Annotated in this window: 17 protein-coding genes and 1 riboswitch; of the genes, 3 read left to right on the plus strand and 14 right to left on the minus strand. The window is 39.1% G+C overall.

What is annotated here, in order from left to right; translation table 11 throughout:
* The first annotated feature begins 37 nt into the window (after positions 1 to 37).
* Positions 38 to 856: a hypothetical protein gene (locus HV560_RS09995; protein ID WP_176812776.1), complete on the plus strand. Its 819-nt coding sequence runs from the start codon at positions 38 to 40 to the stop codon at positions 854 to 856.
* Between the two features lie 71 nt (positions 857 to 927).
* Here the strand turns inward: HV560_RS09995 and folK are convergent, their stop codons facing one another.
* From folK to thiB, 4 genes are all read right to left on the minus strand, one after another.
* The gene (gene folK, locus HV560_RS10000; RefSeq protein WP_176812777.1) at positions 928 to 1416 is read right to left on the minus strand and encodes a 2-amino-4-hydroxy-6-hydroxymethyldihydropteridine diphosphokinase; all 489 of its coding nucleotides are present in this window, start codon (positions 1414 to 1416) and stop codon (positions 928 to 930) included.
* Between the two features lie 48 nt (positions 1417 to 1464).
* Positions 1465 to 2910, minus strand: coding sequence for a polynucleotide adenylyltransferase PcnB (pcnB, locus tag HV560_RS10005; RefSeq protein WP_420371392.1), 1446 nt, complete (start codon positions 2908 to 2910; stop codon positions 1465 to 1467).
* Positions 2911 to 3043: 133 nt separating this feature from the next.
* Positions 3044 to 3493 carry an RNA polymerase-binding protein DksA gene (gene dksA / locus HV560_RS10010; protein WP_159631066.1) on the minus strand — a complete coding sequence of 150 codons (450 nt, stop codon included), beginning with the start codon at positions 3491 to 3493 and terminating at the stop codon, positions 3044 to 3046.
* A gap of 234 nt (positions 3494 to 3727) precedes the next feature.
* Entirely contained in the window at positions 3728 to 4681 is a 954-nt protein-coding gene (gene thiB / locus HV560_RS10015; RefSeq protein ID WP_176812779.1) for a thiamine ABC transporter substrate binding subunit, read from the minus strand.
* A gap of 47 nt (positions 4682 to 4728) precedes the next feature.
* Positions 4729 to 4872: riboswitch (TPP riboswitch) on the minus strand.
* Positions 4873 to 5172: 300 nt separating this feature from the next.
* Between thiB and HV560_RS10020 the strand changes: the two genes are divergently transcribed.
* A complete protein-coding gene (locus HV560_RS10020) occupies positions 5173 to 6159 on the plus strand; it encodes an amidohydrolase family protein (protein WP_176812780.1) in 987 nt (328 codons plus the stop codon).
* Positions 6160 to 6225: 66 nt separating this feature from the next.
* Here the strand turns inward: HV560_RS10020 and tdeA are convergent, their stop codons facing one another.
* The 5 genes from tdeA to HV560_RS10045 all read right to left on the minus strand — a co-directional run bounded on the left by tdeA (position 6226) and on the right by HV560_RS10045 (position 12073).
* Positions 6226 to 7623, minus strand: a complete 1398-nt coding sequence (tdeA, locus tag HV560_RS10025) for a toxin/drug exporter TdeA (RefSeq protein ID WP_176810309.1) — start codon at positions 7621 to 7623, stop codon at positions 6226 to 6228.
* Between the two features lie 97 nt (positions 7624 to 7720).
* Positions 7721 to 8344 carry a guanylate kinase gene (gene gmk, locus HV560_RS10030; RefSeq protein ID WP_176812781.1) on the minus strand — a complete coding sequence of 208 codons (624 nt, stop codon included), beginning with the start codon at positions 8342 to 8344 and terminating at the stop codon, positions 7721 to 7723.
* A gap of 65 nt (positions 8345 to 8409) precedes the next feature.
* Positions 8410 to 8880, minus strand: a complete 471-nt coding sequence (gene gpt, locus HV560_RS10035; protein WP_159631076.1) for a xanthine phosphoribosyltransferase — start codon at positions 8878 to 8880, stop codon at positions 8410 to 8412.
* A gap of 145 nt (positions 8881 to 9025) precedes the next feature.
* Positions 9026 to 10429 (minus strand): surface lipoprotein assembly modifier, encoded by a 1404-nt coding sequence (locus HV560_RS10040; RefSeq protein WP_176812782.1) that lies wholly within the window; start codon positions 10427 to 10429, stop codon positions 9026 to 9028.
* An 81-nt stretch (positions 10430 to 10510) separates the two neighbouring features.
* Positions 10511 to 12073: a factor H binding protein domain-containing protein gene (locus tag HV560_RS10045; protein ID WP_176812783.1), complete on the minus strand. Its 1563-nt coding sequence runs from the start codon at positions 12071 to 12073 to the stop codon at positions 10511 to 10513.
* A 221-nt stretch (positions 12074 to 12294) separates the two neighbouring features.
* Between HV560_RS10045 and HV560_RS10050 the strand changes: the two genes are divergently transcribed.
* Positions 12295 to 13749 carry an aminoacyl-histidine dipeptidase gene (locus tag HV560_RS10050; RefSeq protein ID WP_176812784.1) on the plus strand — a complete coding sequence of 485 codons (1455 nt, stop codon included), beginning with the start codon at positions 12295 to 12297 and terminating at the stop codon, positions 13747 to 13749.
* A gap of 84 nt (positions 13750 to 13833) precedes the next feature.
* Here the strand turns inward: HV560_RS10050 and HV560_RS10055 are convergent, their stop codons facing one another.
* The 5 genes from HV560_RS10055 to rsxD form a co-directional block, all read right to left on the minus strand.
* Positions 13834 to 14178, minus strand: a complete 345-nt coding sequence (locus tag HV560_RS10055) for a hypothetical protein (protein WP_176812785.1) — start codon at positions 14176 to 14178, stop codon at positions 13834 to 13836.
* Positions 14179 to 14357: 179 nt separating this feature from the next.
* Positions 14358 to 15311, minus strand: a complete 954-nt coding sequence (lpxM, locus tag HV560_RS10060; RefSeq protein ID WP_176812786.1) for a lauroyl-Kdo(2)-lipid IV(A) myristoyltransferase — start codon at positions 15309 to 15311, stop codon at positions 14358 to 14360.
* A 131-nt stretch (positions 15312 to 15442) separates the two neighbouring features.
* Positions 15443 to 16126, minus strand: coding sequence for an electron transport complex subunit E (locus HV560_RS10065; protein WP_159631087.1), 684 nt, complete (start codon positions 16124 to 16126; stop codon positions 15443 to 15445).
* A gap of 8 nt (positions 16127 to 16134) precedes the next feature.
* Positions 16135 to 16767, minus strand: a complete 633-nt coding sequence (rsxG, locus tag HV560_RS10070) for an electron transport complex subunit RsxG (RefSeq protein WP_176808919.1) — start codon at positions 16765 to 16767, stop codon at positions 16135 to 16137.
* Positions 16768 to 17823, minus strand: coding sequence for an electron transport complex subunit RsxD (rsxD, locus tag HV560_RS10075; RefSeq protein WP_176812787.1), 1056 nt, complete (start codon positions 17821 to 17823; stop codon positions 16768 to 16770).
* Positions 17824 to 17830 lie beyond the last annotated feature (7 nt).

Here is a 17830-nt window from a genome sequence, read left to right on the forward strand (position 1 = left end):
TTCGAAATCATTTTTCTTTATATTTTTGGGATTCCTTATGGCTCACGATAACTATACGCCGTCAAAACTTGAAATTGCCACACACGCCGCCTTGCCAATGGTGTTAATGTTATTTATTGAAATGGTACTTAATTTTTACGCAGCCCCACGCAATGCAATTTTTATCTCTCCTTATTTATTGGCGTTTTTTGTGACTTCTTTAATTGCCCTCTTAGTGTTATGGAAAGGGGAAATTTGTCGTGGGCAAACCAACCGCCTCACTTTTATTTTGCCTTTTTTACTGATTTTTGCTGTGGGGAATTTTATTTATTCGATTGGCTTTACCCCCAAATACAACCCAATGGCAATTGCAAGCTTTGCTGCCATTTTATCTTGCCTAATCTATTTCCGCTTGCCCGAAGATGAAAATTTGTATAACACACTGATATATTGTGGATTTGGTATTGTTACGATTGGTATCATTGAATATTTAGCCATTTATTGGTTTGAGCTACGCTCACTATTTAATGGCATTCGTGCTAATAACTTCGCTCAAGTATTGCTCGGTATTTTATTAGCGGGTTGGTATTTAATGTTGGCAAAAAGCCGTTTAGAGGTTTTCTTGAAATTATTAGTCAAAGCCGCCTTGATTGCGTTGATACTCAACTACTGCTGGTCAGCATTCGTGCTATATCAATATCTACAAGTAATGCCTGAAATGTCGTTACTGCCATTTAGTCTCTATTTTGTCGCACAATTTGTTATTTTATCTATGTTGGCGTGGCTATTACTGGGAAAAAATATCAAAAATCCGACCGCTTGGACTATCTCAACCTTCCTTTCGATCTTATACCCTTTCACGAATGTGGTCATCTAACAAATCGTACAATTACCGTAATATTGCGGTAATTGCTTTTTTATTCAAATTCAGCTCGCTTCGCAACTCTTTTAATTATCTAGTGATTCGTTGAATCTAACCATTTGATGATCTTTAAATTGCTGATAAATATCGGCTAACTTTTCCCCTGTAGGTAATACCAATTCAGGATTTAAATCAAACATAGGTACAATCACAAATTCACGATTTTTCATTTCAATATGCGGCACAGTTAAACGCTCGGTTTGAATTTGCTGATTGCCGTACAAAATAATATCTAAATCTAAAGTCCGCTCACCCCAACGGCGTAAACGCACCCTACCTTGTTCATTTTCGATACTTTGTAGTTTGTCTAATAGTGCTATTGGCGACAAGTCTGTTTCAAATTTCACCACTGCATTTACATAATTGGGTTGATCTTGCGGCCCAATCGGTTTCGAGCCGTAAAAAGGGCTGCTTTCCAAACGAATGGCAAATTTTTTCAATTTTCCGACCGCTTGTTTGATTTGTTCTAGCGGATCATCTAGGTTTGAGCCTAAGGCAATATAAACGGTTTCCATAGTTTTCCTTTGTAAAAACGGGCAGTCAGATTGGTCTGCCCGACGAAATTATTCTGCCTTTGCCGATTTTGGCTTTTTCTTAAAGGTTCTACGGCGGCGTTTTTTCTTCTGTTCAAGCTGAGCCTGTGGTAAATGACGAAAAGATTTTAATAACTCGCCACGTTGTACATCATTACTAAATTGGTACTCGTGCCACCACGCAGAGAGTTCAACCAAATCGCCGCCCTCAATTTCTGCACGCATAACCAATAAATCAAACCCTGCACGAAACTTAATATGTTCTGATGTTTGCTGTGGACGATTGCCTGCACGCTTCGTCATCTGGAATTGCAACGCCCAAATATCGCGAATGACTGAGGTATGACGGCGATGTAAAGCGATAGCCTTACAACTCTCTGCCAAAATATCATTTGCTGCAAGTAGCATCGCATCGTGATTGTTGAAACCACCTTCATTTTTAAGCTGTTCTATTTTTTCACACAATGGATACCAAAGCAGTGCCGCAAATAAAAAAGCAGGATTGACAGGCAATTTATCAGCAATACGTTCATCCGTCGAATTTAACGCTTTAATAATCATACGCTCAGCATTAGAGTCGTTTTTTGGGGTGAAAAATGGCGTTAAAACGGGGAATAAAAATTGCCACAAATTATACTCACGCAAGAGCTGATAAGTTTTTAGCCCTACGCCTGTTTGCAATAGCTTTAACGACTCATCAAATAAACGAGCCGCTGGAATATTCGTTAGCAGTACCGCCATATCACGAATTGGATCCTGCGTTGGTTTATCCAAAAACATATCTAGCTTCGCCATAAAACGAATTGCTCTGAGTAGCCGTACAGGATCTTCTTGATAGCGAATAGCAGGCTCACCAATCAAGCATAATTTACCCGCTCGTAAATCTTCAATACCGCTAAAAAAATCAAAAATTAAATTACGTTTAGTGTCGTAATATAAAGCATTAACCGTAAAATCTCGTCGTTCGGCATCATCTCTTAACGTGCCATAGACGTTATCACGAAGTAACATTCCCTCATCGCTGACTTTTGAAATTTTATCATTACGGTGAGATTCGTGCCCTGCTCGGAAAGTTGCCACCTCAAAAATTTCACGCCCATACATAATATGTGCTAAACGAAAACGACGACCAATTAATCGGCATTGTCTGCCAAAAATACGTTGAATTTCTTCTGGACGAGCATTCGTTGCAATATCAAAATCTTTTGGTTTTTTCTCAAACAGAAGATCTCGAATACAGCCGCCTACGATGTAGGCTTCAAAGCCAGCAATATGCAATTTATCGACAATAGAAAGTGCATTTTTAGGAAATCCCTTCGGGCTAATGCCGTATTGTGAAGCATTCACCACAAATTTTTTATGCACTATATGTGATGGTGCATTATGATGCCCTTTCTCTCTGTTTGACTGACTTTTTGATTCTGTAAATTTAGGCGTAGCACGCTTTGAGCGATGATGGCTTTGCTCGCTCACCACTTGCTTCTCTCTTGCCTGGTTTTCATTTTCCGTATTTCGTTTTTTCGGTTTGGAAAACAATGACTTAATATAATTAAAAATAATACACCTCTAAATAGTAAATGCCTCTTAAAAAAGAGGCATTATGCACAAATTATAAACCTAATTGCTTTTCTCGAATTTCAGCTAAGGTTTTACAATCAATACATAAATCTGCTGTTGGGCGAGCTTCTAAGCGTTTTATCCCAATCTCCACACCGCAGGTTTCGCAAAAACCATAATCATCTTCTTGGATTTTATACAATGTTTGCTCAATTTTTTTCAACAATTTACGTTCGCGATCACGATTACGAAGCTCTAAGCTAAATTCTTCTTCTTGGCTTGCACGGTCGTTAGGATCAGCAAAGTTCGTCATATCTTCTTGAAGCTGGCTTTTAGTGCGTTCTGCTTCTTCCATAATTTGACTATGCCAAGCTTTTAGAATTTTATTGAAATGCTCACGTTGAGCTTCATTCATATATTCTTCATCTTTTTTAGCTTCATAGGGCTGCACGCCTGCTAATGCCAATAATCCGAGAGAGGTGGTTTTAGCCGCTTCAGTCATAGATTTACTCCTTGTTTGGAATTTTATTGTTAAATTATTCCCGAATAACAAACTAACTTCCTTGTAACTACTTTATACGAAAAAAATCAAATCTTCGGGTTTTTAGTAATGGCGGCTATAAATAACACAAAATTAACTGACTCACAAATAAATTTGCAAGATTTTTACATTTATGGATTTATTTGCACACAATTATAGCCGAATATCAATTCGGCTATTTATCTGCCTATTTATTTACCAACTTTTTGACCAATCAGCAAGCCATTTTTGCACTACCTCATTAGATGGTGGGGTAAATGCTAATTTTTTATAGGTTGGCATATCTGCAAAAGCAGGGTCTGTTCCCTCAGCTAAAACAGGGTTCATCACATTATGATAAGAAATAATATGTTGTGACTCTGGTTGATGTAAAAATTCAAGAAATTGATTTGCTAGGGCTTTTTGCTTAGTCGTTTTTACAATAGCAGCATTTTCAACTTGAACTAAATGCCCTTCCTCGAAAGGGGCAGCGACATACTTATCCGTTTTTTCGTGCCACTTATGATATAAAGGAGAGGTGGTATAACTTAGCACGAGATCCGACTCCCCTTTTAAGAAAGCCCCGTAGGTTTCAGACCAGCCTTTACCTACTGTTACTGTGTGTTTTGCTAATGTTTTCCACGCGTTTGGCGTTTCATCACCATAGACCTGATTTACCCACATTAAGAAGCCACGCCCAACACTGCTGGTTCTAGGATCTTGATAAATGACTTTGAGATCTTGGCGTTCCACAAGCTCTTTTAAACTTTTAGGCGGATTTTTTAACTTTTCTTTATCATAAATAAAGGCATAAGACCCCATATCATACGGAAAGAAAATTTTGTCTTTAATCTCTAATTTAGTTTTGGCCTCAAATTCGGTAAATAATCCGCTTTTCTCTGCCTCAGCTTGTAAGAAATTATCAATACCTAATACCACATCAGCTTTGGTTTTTTTGCCTTCTAAACGGACGCGATTAAACATCGTTACGCTATCATCAAACGGCATAAACTTTAAATCGCACTGACATTCTTTCTCAAAATTCTGTTCCAACTTATAAGCAGGGCCATATTCAGAGGCAAAAGAGCTGTAAGTATAAACTGTTAGTGTTGGTTGATTGGCAAATGCCGTAGCAGTCAGTAATGCCAGTGAAGATAAAATCAATTTCATAAAAAAGTCCTTCTAAAATTAAGTAGATAGAAGGATTTAAGAAAGGCAAAGTTGCTTATCTCAAATCCCTACGCTGATATTAATCAGATCAGGTTCTATGGGTATTTCTCAGCTACAAGCGGTTTGATTTGTATAAAATTTTGCAAATTTTTACCTAAAAACAACCGCTTGTTGCACCCCAATGAGAACGCCTTATTGTAAAAAGTTTATCGACTAATTTCAATCATCGCAAACGTTTGCTATTTAATAAAAAACGCATTATACTACCGCCCTAGTCCAAACAAGGAACTAGAAATGAATTCTCTTATTTTCAAAACACAAAATGCTAAACAGCTACGCATCGTTTTTCGAGGCGTAGCTGTTTTTTTATTCATTTCTAAATATTAAAAATCGCTGTAAAGCGATTTTTTTGTAATATCAGCTCAATTAAGAGCAACTACCTAAGCCGATTTTTAAACCCAAATTGATAATATTGAAAAGGAATAGCATATATGAGCCTGTTGATTCGCACCTTAAAAGGTCATATTCGTGATGAAATAATCAAACAAGGAGGCTGGGTTAATGCACACGCTCACGCAGACCGTGCATTTACGATGACACCAGAGAAAATCACCGTTTACCAAAATGCGAATCTACAACAAAAATGGGATTTAGTCGATGAAGTTAAACGCAATTCAAGCGTTGATGACTACTACCGTCGCTTTTCACAAGCAATTGAGTTAATGATTTCACAAGGCGTAACTGCATTCGGAACTTTTGTTGATATCGATCAGGTATGTGAAGATAGAGCTATTATTGCTGCCCATAAAGCACGTGAAGTGTATAAAAATGATATTATCCTAAAATTTGCCAACCAAACTTTAAAAGGTGTTATTGAGCCAACTGCGAAAAAATGGTTCGATATTGGCTCGGAAATGGTCGATATTATTGGAGGGCTGCCCTATCGTGATGAACTTGATTACGGCAAAGGCCTGGAGGCAATGGATATTTTAATGGATACCGCCAAATCGCTCGGTAAAATGTTACACGTCCACGTCGATCAATTTAACTCACCAACAGAAAAAGAGACGGAACAACTTTGCGATAAATCAATAGAGCACGGAATGCAAGGCAAAGTAGTAGCAATTCACGGCATCTCGATTGGTGCTCATCCCAAAGAGTATCGCAAAATGCTATATCAAAAAATGCGTGATAGCCAAATGATGGTCATTGCTTGTCCGATGGCGTGGATTGATAGTAGCCGTAAAGAAGATTTACAACCTTTCCATAATGCCTTAACACCTGCTGATGAACTCATTCCTGAAGGCATTACAGTTGCAATCGGCACAGATAATATTTGTGACTATATGGTTCCATTATGCGAAGGCGATATGTGGCAAGAGTTAAGTCTGCTTTCTGCTGGCTGCCGCTTTACTAACTTAGAAGAAATGGCAAATATTGCAAGTATCAACGGCAGGAAAGTGCTGGGCTTACAATAAAATTAATTAAAAAAGCGTGAGTTTCCATATTCACGCTTTTTAAACTTAAATTTCTATATGTATATGCTATTTTCTATACTTGCCAGCCATTGCTTGGTAAACCGCATTTTCATTGGTTAAAATGGAATATTTTGCATTTAAAATCGCAAATTGTGAATTACGCTCTGTATTCATTGCTGCAATCCACTCACGGAATTCTGCAACCCCTTGATCATAACGATTTTTGTAATATGAACTAATTCGTTTATCGTGATTATAAGTATCTTGTAACATTTTTAACGCACTTATTGATTGCGTATAGTTGTAGTAATAACGATCTATTTCATTTAATGCTGCGGTAATTTTTTGCTCATAATTTAAACGAGCCGTTACATAATCTGCTTCTGAAATTTTTACGTTATTTTTTACACGGTTCCAATCCAAGAATGGCAAATCCAGTTTAATTAACCCATTACCAATAGGATTATCTGCAATATTACCCACATTTGTTGCACTGCCTGTAATAGAGCCACCAATCGTTAAAGTTGGGAACCAGCTTTTCTCTGTCGCAGTTAAAGATTTAAATGCACTTCTTAAGCGTTGTAATGAACCTAACACATCAGGACGATTTGCAATAGCTGAAACGGGTACATTCAAATCTACACCTTGTAATTTCACATCCATCACATTTGGATAACGAATATGAAGCGGTGTATTTGGGTGAAGATTTAGCAAATTACGTAACGTCTGCTCCGCTGATTTTTGCATTGTTCGTAATTCAATAACCTTATTTCTCGCACTTAATACGGCTTGTTGTGCTTGATCAACCGACAAACTGTCAATGACACCCGCATTCATTTTATTCGTTAAAATACGACCAATTTGCTCGTAATTTTTTACGTTCTCTTCGGTAATACGAATAGCATCATAGTAATAAGCGAGTTGGTAATAAGTTGTTACAACTGAATTGATAATAGACAAACGTGTTGCCTTTAAATCTTCAATCGTAGCCTTATGCCCCCACTCTGCTGCACTTGCGGTATCTGCCAAACGTCGCCATAAATCAATGGTATAACTTAAATTAAATGCCGCTTGAGCCGCGGTTGTTGAAACGCCAGTTGAAACATTATTAGAGGAAGAAGAACCCAAACCTTTTGCTGCAGAAACCGACCCAGAACCGCTAAAAGTTGGTACTAAATTTGCCCCAACTAAATTAGCATTGTAAAGTGCTTTATTGACCGCAATACTGCTTTTAGCTAAATCAAGATTATTTTTAATCGCTAAATCAACAATACGGTTTAATTGTGCATCATTATAGCCTTGCCACCATTGCTCATTAATTCGATATTGTTTGGTAATTTCATCATAGCGTTGATAAGTCTCTTGTGCTTGCTGCAAAGTACCATCATTGCTCATATTTCCTGTAGTACACGCGGTTAGCGTTAATGCTAATACTACCGAAAACGCTGATTTTGAGAGTTTCATTATACGTCCTTTGGGAATAGAAATAATTGAGGTAGAAAAGTGGCGTATTCTAACCAAGAACCTTTTTTCTTTCCAGTTAAAATGAACAATTGTTCATTTAATTATTTAACAGCTCACTGATCCGATTTATATGGCGAATTTTCTGACTACTCAAACTCACACGCTCTGCAAGCAAAATCGCTTTCAGCTCAGATAACGCTTGTTGAAAATCATCATTAATAATCACATAATCAAATTCATCATAATGACTCATTTCCGATACAGCTTCCGCCATACGTTTGGCAATCACTTCATCAGAATCCTGCCCACGCCCAATCAAACGCTTTTCTAATTCTGCTTTTGACGGTGGGAGAATAAAGATAGTTTTCACATTCTTCACTTTTTCCCGAATTTGTCTTGCTCCCTGCCAATCAATATCAAGAAAAACATCAATACCCTGCTCAAGACTACGTTCAATCATCGGTAACGACGTGCCATAGTAATTGCCAAATACTTCCGCCCATTCTAAAAAATGACCTTGTTCAATTAAATGCGTAAATGCTTCTCGGCTAGTAAAATAATAATGCACGCCATCTTGTTCAGCTGGACGTGGACTACGTGTTGTATGAGAAACAGAAAGCTGAACTTCCGAACGAGGCAAATCGCCCAATAATGCGTTAATTAACGAAGATTTACCTGCACCACTTGGTGCTGAAATAATATAAAGATGACCTAAACTCATTTTCTTAACTAATTTAAAACAGATAAAAATAATGGACAATTTTCATTGTCCATTACACGAAATGACTAACGAGCCAAAGGTGGAACAAAGGTAATACCTAAATCCCACGGCTGCTCAATCCACGTTTCTTGTGGAATATCAATAATATAATCATCCACAAGTGAGGCTCCTTGCGGTTTTGCAAATACCGTTACAAAACGAGCCTTCGGATACATTCTACGAATTTCTTTTGCGGTATTACCTGTATCAACTAAATCATCAACCACAATAAAGCCTTCGCCATCGGTTTCTGCCGCGTGTAACACTTTTAACTCACCTTGACTATCGTGCTCGTAGCTTGCGATACAAACTGTTTCTACGTGGCGAATACCCAATTCACGCGATAATACCGCAGCAGGGAACAAACCGCCACGGCTTACGGCAATAATCCCTTTCCACTGAGAAGCGGGTAATAAATTTTCTGCCAACTTACGGGCGTGCATATGGAACATATCCCACGTTACCACATATTTTTCATTTGTGTATTTTTCGCTCATAGAAACAACCTAATATAAAATTGGGGCTCAGCCCGATATAAAAAATTGCACTAGAATAACCTGAAAATAGCTTTTTCGCCATCATTTCATTCATTTTTTTCTACGGCTTGTTACGCAAGCGTATGCGTAGTGCAAAAAATCAGCACTAGAATAACTTCTCTAACGTAAAAAATAGCGATTTATTTTCCCGAGAGTAAAAATCGGCGATGTTGCTATCCATTTTTTGGTAACGAAAATTCAATTTCGGCACAATGCCCTGCCAATGCCAGTGGCGATTCCAAACGCTGATATTCGCTTGATATTCCTTATCCACCCGTTTGTAGCCAAACAGATAATGAGGATCGGCGAAATAGCGTTTGCCAAACCCGATATTCGCTTGCATTGCCCAACGTTCGCCTTGATAAACTGCCCCGATTTTTACCAAAAATTTATTGGAGCTTTGGGCTTTTTCACGGGCAATTTCACGGCTACCGTCTAAATTTGCAAAAAATCGCCAATTTTTGACCGCTTGTAACTGCACGCCCAAGCCAATTTGGTTAAGGTAACCGTTGTATCGGCTTGCGGTGAGCGGTTCAAAATAACGCTTTTGTAAATGGGTGAAACGGCTGGAAACCGACCATTTCTCATTCACCGCCCGCCAAGCATTTAAGTTTGCACCAAACTGGTAATTGTAACGGCGGCTGCCTAGCCAATTTTGCTCAAGAAAAGGCGAAATGCCTAAGCGGTAACGTGCCGTGCGGTAGCTGTAATTTGGGGAAATCGAAAGCGATTGTTCGTTGTAATCCTGATTGTTCCAGTAATAGACGCCATCGTAGCGGAAATCTGCCCCCACAAAATGATTGCCGCCAATATTCTGCATTTTCCCCAAGCCTACGCCATATTTCCCCCCTTTTGCTGATTGCGGCAGGCTATTTGGATCTTTTCTAAAAATCCGCCCATTCACATTCACAATCGGGGAATCGGAGGCGTTATTTACGTTATCCGTTTGGGTATATTGCAGGTAAAAATCGGGCTGCCAACGCTCACTTTCTGCGATTTGCCGCTGCGTTTGTTCGGCAATTTGGCGTAAATCGGGCGGTAGTGTCAGTTGGCGAAATTCACTTTCTGCCTCACGAAACTGCTGATTTTCCGCCAAAATCAAGGCGAGATCAAAACGAGGGTAAACTAATTCAGGCTTTTTCGCCAACAGTTGGCGATAATGAAAAATCGCCTTGTGGTGATCTTTTTCCGCATAGGCTAATGCCGCCAAGCCGTAATCCAGCAACAGCGGATCTGCATTCGTTTGTTTCGAATAATCCTGTAAAAGCCGGGCTAAATATTGCCAATCTTGGCGTAAAATCGCCGTGTTGATTTGCTCTTCAAGCGTTTGGTCAGGTGAATTTTCAGGCAGGTAAGCGGTCGTTTTTTGCGGCTTTTTTGCAAATTTTTGTTCAAATTTCACCGCTTGTGAATGGCGTTCAAACGAAACGGGGTCGGCGTTGTGTTCAATCACGGTTTCTGCCAAAACAAAAGGGCTGAAAAGTGGTAATAAAAGGGTATATTTTTTCATAAAGATAAATAAAATGGGTAGATACGGTTAATATAAATGCCGTTTAATTTGTTGTTAAACAGCATTGGATATTAGAAAGGATTATTTTTGGATATCGCCACGAGTGCCGGCAAGACCGTAATTGCTATCAGGATCGCCTAAATTCATTGATCCACTAACCTCTTCTGCTTCTGGACCAAAAAATTCTAATGAATATGTGCTCATTTCATCTTGATTGATGGTAGAAGAGATTTTTGTATTCTCAATTTGCCCTTTATCCAAATTAAGCAGACCTACATTAAGCCCTGTAACCTTCCCTTCACCATTTCTTTCTTGGAAATTAACATTATAAGTTAATTCACCAACTTCTTTAGCTCTAAATACTTTACCCGTATAAGTTGCAGAACCCTCCGTCGGAATAGCTTCATTAGATGTTTTAAGACCTTTTACCTCAACATCAAATGAATTCACGTTAACCTGATATCCATTTTGACGACCATTACGATAAGAATAGTCTCCCATTACTACAGAATATTTTTGATTATAAACTGTCTTACCCGAATCTGTTGTACCCTCCCAAGTTGTACAACGGAAATTCACACAACTACTTGAAGCAGATCTTGATGGACTATATCCCTCATAATTGAAGCCTTGAGAGTATTCATTTTTTGAAAATCCCTTAGCCGTATCAATATCACGCTGTAATTTGTAAGCTTCAGCAATTTTCTTAAATTCCTCAGGACTTGAAGATGCGTTTTGATTGGCTAAACTCTCCGCTGCCTGCGCATCTAATCCTGCTTCTACCGCAATAGGTTTTAATTGAGCAATTTTCGCTTGACGCTCTTGCTCTGCTTTTTCTGCCGCTAAACGTTCTGCTTCTGCTTTTTCTTTAGCTGCTTTTTCTGCCGCTAAACGCTCTGCTTCGGCTTTTTCTTTCGCTGCCTTTTCCGCCGCTAAACGCTCTGCTTCCTCCTTTTCTTTCGCTGCTTTTTCTGCTGCTAAACGTTCCGCTTCCGCTTTCTCTTTAGCTGCTTTTTCCGCCGCTAAACGTTCCGCCTCCGCTTTCTCTTTCGCTGCTTTTTCCGCCGCTAAACGTTCCGCTTCCGCTTTCGCTGCTTTTTCTGCCGCTAAACGCTCTGCTTCCGCTTTCTCTTTAGCCGCTTTTTCTGCTGCTAAACGTTCCGCTTCCGCTTTCTCTTTCGCCGCTTTTTCTGCTGCTAAACGCTCCGCTTCTGCTTTCTCTTTCGCCGCTTGTTCCGCCGCTAAACGCTCCGCTTCCGCTTTCTCTTTAGCTGCTTTTTCCGCCGCTAAACGTTCTGCTTCCGCTTTCGCTGCTTTTTCTGCTGCTAAACGTTCCGCTTCCGCTTTCTCTTTCGCCGCTTTTTCTGCTGCTAAACGCTCCGCTTCTGCTTTCTCTTTCGCCGCTTGTTCCGCCGCTAAACGCTCCGCTTCCGCTTTCTCTTTAGCTGCTTTTTCCGCCGCTAAACGTTCTGCTTCCGCTTTCGCTGCTTTTTCTGCTGCCGCTTTATCGGCTTGTTGTTGAGTAGTTTGCGGCTTAGCATTGGGTTTTGTTGCATTGTTTGAGCTGCCGCCAGAACCGCCGCTACTACACGCCGTTAAACTCAATAAAATCAAACTTGCTAATGTTGCTTTTTTGATAGACATAAAATGTTCCTTTTGTATTTGTAAAATAAAAAATGATTTTTGTGTTTAAAACACACGCAAATTGTACAAAAAAAAAACAACTCGTCATCAAGTTCTTTTTTCATTTTTTTTAAGATTTTTTTATTAAATTCATCTCAAATTATTCTACAATGGTAGAGATAGCTATCCAGCTTAAATACAAGCGGTGATTTTTTCTCAATTTTTTACAAAAGGAGCTCATTATGTCTGAAATCTCAACTCTCGCCCCTCAACTGCTCTGGCAATGGTTTGATAAAGTATGTGCTATTCCACATCCCTCTTATCACGAAGAGGAACTGGCTGAATTTATTGTGAATTGGGCAAAATCGAAGACGTTTTTTGTTGAGCGTGATGAAGCAGGCAATGTGTTAATTCGCAAGCCTGCAACCGTAGGAATGGAAAATCGTGCAACTATTGCCCTGCAAGCTCACTTAGATATGGTGCCACAAGCCAATGCCAGCACAGTTCACGATTTCAAAAAAGACCCAATCCAGCCTTATATTGATGGCGACTGGGTGAAAGCGAAAGGTACAACACTTGGGGCTGATAACGGCATTGGTTTAGCTTCGTGCTTAGCGGTGTTAGATAGCGATGACTTAGCTCACCCAACCATTGAAGTACTGCTGACAATGACAGAAGAAGCGGGAATGGAAGGGGCGATTGGCTTACGCCCAAATTGGCTTACTGCCGATATGATGATTAATACCGATACCGAAGAAAACGGTGAAATCTATATCGGCTGTGCAGGCGGTGAAAATGTGAATATAACCTTACCCGTTTTTTTAGTGCCACACCAGCAAGATTCTGCACTGACGGTTACGCTTAAAGGCTTGCAAGGCGGACATTCTGGCTGCGATATTCACACTAATCGTGCCAATGCGATTAAGGTTTTTGCTCACATTTTAGAAGCAGCATACCACGAAGTTGCATTTCAGATTTCAGCCATTCAAGGGGGGTCTGTGCGTAATGCCATTCCTCGTGAAGCTCAGGCAACCTTGATTGTTTCTGCAAAAAATAAAGAAAAATTGACCGCTTGTTTAACCCAAACTGCGGAGCAATTAAAGGCTGAACTCAACATTGCAGAGCCAAACTTGCAATGTTTAATTGAAGAGGCGAATATTCCTGCACAGGCATTTGATCTTGCAAGCACGGAGCGTGTAATCCATTTCCTTAACATTCTGCCAAATGGTGTTGTGCGTAACAGCGATGTAGTGAAAAATGTGGTAGAAACCTCATTAAGCGTTGGTGTGATTACCACCGAAGAGAGCAATATAAACGTAACTATTCTCGCTCGCTCATTGATTGAAGGCGGTAAAGCCGAAATTCGTAGTAAAATCCGCTCGTTAGCTACTCTGGTTGGTGCTGAAGCTGATTTTTCGGGCAACTATCCAGGCTGGGAGCCAAATCCAAACTCAAAAATCACGCCATTAACCAAAGCGATTTATGATGATATTTTAGGCTACGAGTCTGAAATTAAGGTTATTCACGCAGGGCTTGAGTGCGGCTTAATCAATAAAATCTATCCAAATATGGATTTTGTGTCGATCGGACCAACCATTCTTAATGCACATTCGCCAGATGAAAAAGTGCATATTCCGGCGGTGGAAACGTATTGGAATCTCTTGACTAAACTCTTAGCTCAAACACCAGAGAAATAAACATTATAAAAGTAGGGGCGAATCATTATTCGCCCCTGTTTTTAGCTATTTATAGAAACGAGGCAACATCCTGAAAATCAATGATCACTGTCCTGACGCTACACAATAAACTTCTTTTTGGTTAGAAGATGGTGCATAGCATACAAATGATGATGGAACACCATTCGGTTTCGTAACTTGTTCAACATCCTTACCATCCAAAACCTTGTAGGCATTTTCACCTTCTGAACCTATAGAAAGTTGCTTATCATTCTGAAAGCCCCATGATTCAAATCCGCCATTCATATTTCCACAGGTATCATAATTAACAATCTGCTTTGAAATTTTACCATTTTTGACAAAGTAAGCCGTTTGTTCACCGTTATAGCAACCTGCGTAAGCTGCATTACTCATTCCGATTACAAGTAGAGGTAAAAGATATTTTTTCATAAAAAGCTCCTAATTTATTAATAACAAAAAACTTTTCGCATTTTACAGTTGTTTTTTTTTTGCACAATATGCTATTTTTATAGCCAGCCACCCCTAGGCTAATTAGCTAAGAAAAAAGGCATTGAACTATTTGGTTCAATGCCTTTACTCTGTGAGTTTTTACGCCAATTTATATATTTTTAATGTTTATAAATATCTTCCCCATTTCGTCTGGTTTTAAGCAAACGTAAAATCCAAACATATTGTTCTGGGTTTTTCTTCACAAAATACTCAATCACTCGATTCATTTCTCGGGCAGATTGCACCGGATCGCCTGAAAATTCAAGTGGCGGTAAGATCTCCATTTCATACTTTGATTTTTCCGCATTATAAATTGAAAACATTGGGATCACTTCCGCATTCGCTACTCTTGCCATTTTATTTAAGCCAGGTAGTGTGGCTTTTTCGGTAGCAAAGAAATCCGTATAAACACTGAGCTCCTCACCAAAATCTTCATCAGGCAAGAAATAGCCTACATCGCCTTTACGTACATCGGCTAAAAAGGCTTTAATACCATTTTGACGAGTGTGCATTCGACCGCCTAAACGCTCACGGGTCATATTCCAAAGCCAATCTACTAACGCATTGCGGTGCGGATTATACATAGACGTCATCGGGTAACCTAACGAAAACATAGCAATTCCAGCCATATCAATAGACCAAGTATGTGGCACAAGCATAATCACATTTTTACCACTTTCTTTGGCTTTTACTACGTGCTCAAAGCCTGTAAACTCACAACGTTTTTGTAAATAAGAGACTGGGCGAATTGCTGTTTCTCCAATAGCAAGCATTGTTTGAGCTACGGTAATGAACATTTTTTCAACTACGTCTTCACACTTTTGCTCGCCCCATTTGGGAAAGCAGTAACGTAAATTTACTTTTGCTCGGTGATAACCCTTTTTATTGTGCTTTTTTAGGTATTTATAAGCAACTTTACCAACGAAAGTGGACAATTTATCTCTGATTCGTGCTGGCACATACGCCAAAATCACAAGCCCTAATACACTTAACCAGATGCTCCAATATTTAGGCTGTAGAAAAGACCATAGGAATTTGTGAGTGTAACCGTCTTGGGCGGTAATTCTTGTCATTCTTTATTCCTCTTTATTTGTCACTTTTCTTTGCTTGTGCAAAGAACTAAAATGCCCTGAGATACATTCCCCTCTTTTCTAAAGAGGGGAGCTAGATCTCCATAACATCTTGAGCAAAGAAAGTAACATAATCACTTCTTATCAATAATGTTCTTCACCGCCAATATTATCCCAAGCCCGATAAATGCCCCAGGAGGTAAAATCGCAATCAACAGCCCTGAATCAATATGTAATACATCAATATATAACGCTTTTGCCCAGTCGCCGAGTAGTAAATCTAAGCCATAAAATAACGTACCGTTACCGATAATTTCACGCAATGCACCGAGTACAACAAGACTTAATGTCATACCTAGCCCCATTGAAAAACCATCAAAGACGGAGAATTTTACTTCATTTTTCGAAGCATAGGCTTCTGCTCGCCCGATAACAATACAGTTGGTCACAATCAACGGAATAAAAATACCAAGTGATTGATACACGGGAAAAGCAAAAGCATTCATTAAAAGTTGTACTGCGGTTACCACTGTTGCAATAATCATCACATAAATCGGAATACGAATATCATGTGGCGTAATTTTGCGGAAAAGCGAAACAGTGACATTAGTGCAGATCAGCACCAACATAGTGGCTAAACCTAATCCTAACGCATTAGTGACGCTATTTGAAACTGCAAGCAATGGGCAAAGCCCCAATAGTTGAACTAAGGTACTATTATTTTTCCATACACCATCAGTAAACAGCTCTTTCCAAACACTCTTCTGTTTAGGCTCTATCTCAATATTAGTTACAGGGATCTGGTTTTCTTTTTCCATTTTATGCTCTATTTGCAATCTTTAAATTGGTCGATCATTTGCGGATTTTGTGCCAAGTCAGTCACAACCCATTTTGCAATTTGACGAACATTATTGACCACTGCACGAGGGGTAATAGTCGCACCTGTGAATTGATCAAATTCTCCGCCATCTTTTTTCACATTCCACTCTGATTCGTTTTCTAAGCTAAAATGTTTATTTGTAAAAGATAAAATCCAGTCTGATACTCGAGTTTCAATTTTATCACCCAATCCTGGTGTTTCTTTATGTTCAATCGTTCGTACACCTAGCACATTGCCATTTGGCTCAATGCCTACCAACAGCACAATATTGCCTGAGTAGCCATCTGGGGCTGTGCTTTGAATTAAGTAAGCGGTTCGTTTTTCCGATTTTTTTGCAAGATAAATATGATTTAAATGGGGTAAATTTTCAAGATGAATAATTTTACAACTACTTAGCACATCATTATCAAAATAAGTTTTAGGTACCACTTCCTCTAGTAATTTGCGTTGTTGCATTGCAGTAACATCATCAATTCTGCTTTTAGTGAGCAGATACACACTAGTTAAAACAGCGGTGCTTAACAATGCAATCAAGCCTAAAATTAAGGCATATTTTAAAGTGATTTTTGAGATATTCATTTATCTTTTATCCAATTTTGTGCCATAAATTCTTGGCTGTGTGTAATGATCGATTAATGGCACGCAAATATTCGCCAATAAAACGGAAAAGGCGATTGCATCGGGGTAATTGCCGTAATAGCGAATGATATAAAGCAAAATTCCCACTAAAGCACCGAAAATTAACTTTCCTTTTGGTGTAATAGAAGCACTTACAGGATCGGTTGCAATGAAAAACGCACCGAACATCATTGCCCCGCTAAATAGATGGCTTATAAAATGCAAATGTGCTTGTTCAGTAAAGAGTTCGGTAAGACCACTTAACACAAAAAAAGCCACAAGTAGAGAAGCAGGAATTTGCCAGTGGATAATCCGCTTATAAATCAGCACAAGCCCACCGAATAAAAAGGCGATATTAAGTTGAAACCAACCTGTTGCAAACAATCCATCAAAAATCGGAGTGTTCATTACTCTATCAAAACCGAACTTTGCCAAACTGCTTTTCATACTGTCTAACGGTGTCGCTTGTGCAATCCCATCAACGCTATTAACCAATTGATGAAGACTAAAACCATCGCTGGTAACATCACTGAAAATTAACGAAATCGCATCATTGAATGTGGGCGGTTCGTTTAATAAATCAATTGGCACAAGCCAAGATGTCATCTGTACTGGAAAAGAAACCAATAGCAACGCATATCCAACCATTGCAGGGTTAAACAAATTCTGCCCTAAGCCGCCGTAACTGTGTTTTGCTAATAACAATGACGAAATCACACCAATTACAATAATCCAATAAGGTGCATAAGGTGGGATCGACATTGCTAAAATCAACGCAGTCAAAATACCAGAGATATCCGCCAAATAGAAAGCGGTCGTTTTTTTACGTAATTTTGCAATCCCAATTTCAATAATAATTGCCAAAACAACGGCGATCATTATTTGAATTAGTACCCCAAAACCAAAATAATAAAGTTGAACGCCAAGTGCTGGTAACATCATCGCAATTACCCACAACATAATATGTGCGGTAAGATTGCTTGAATGGGTATGTGGGGAACTAACTACTCTAAACATTATATAA

The organism is Mannheimia pernigra (genome assembly GCF_013377995.1).
Lineage (GTDB): Bacteria > Pseudomonadota > Gammaproteobacteria > Enterobacterales > Pasteurellaceae > Mannheimia > Mannheimia pernigra.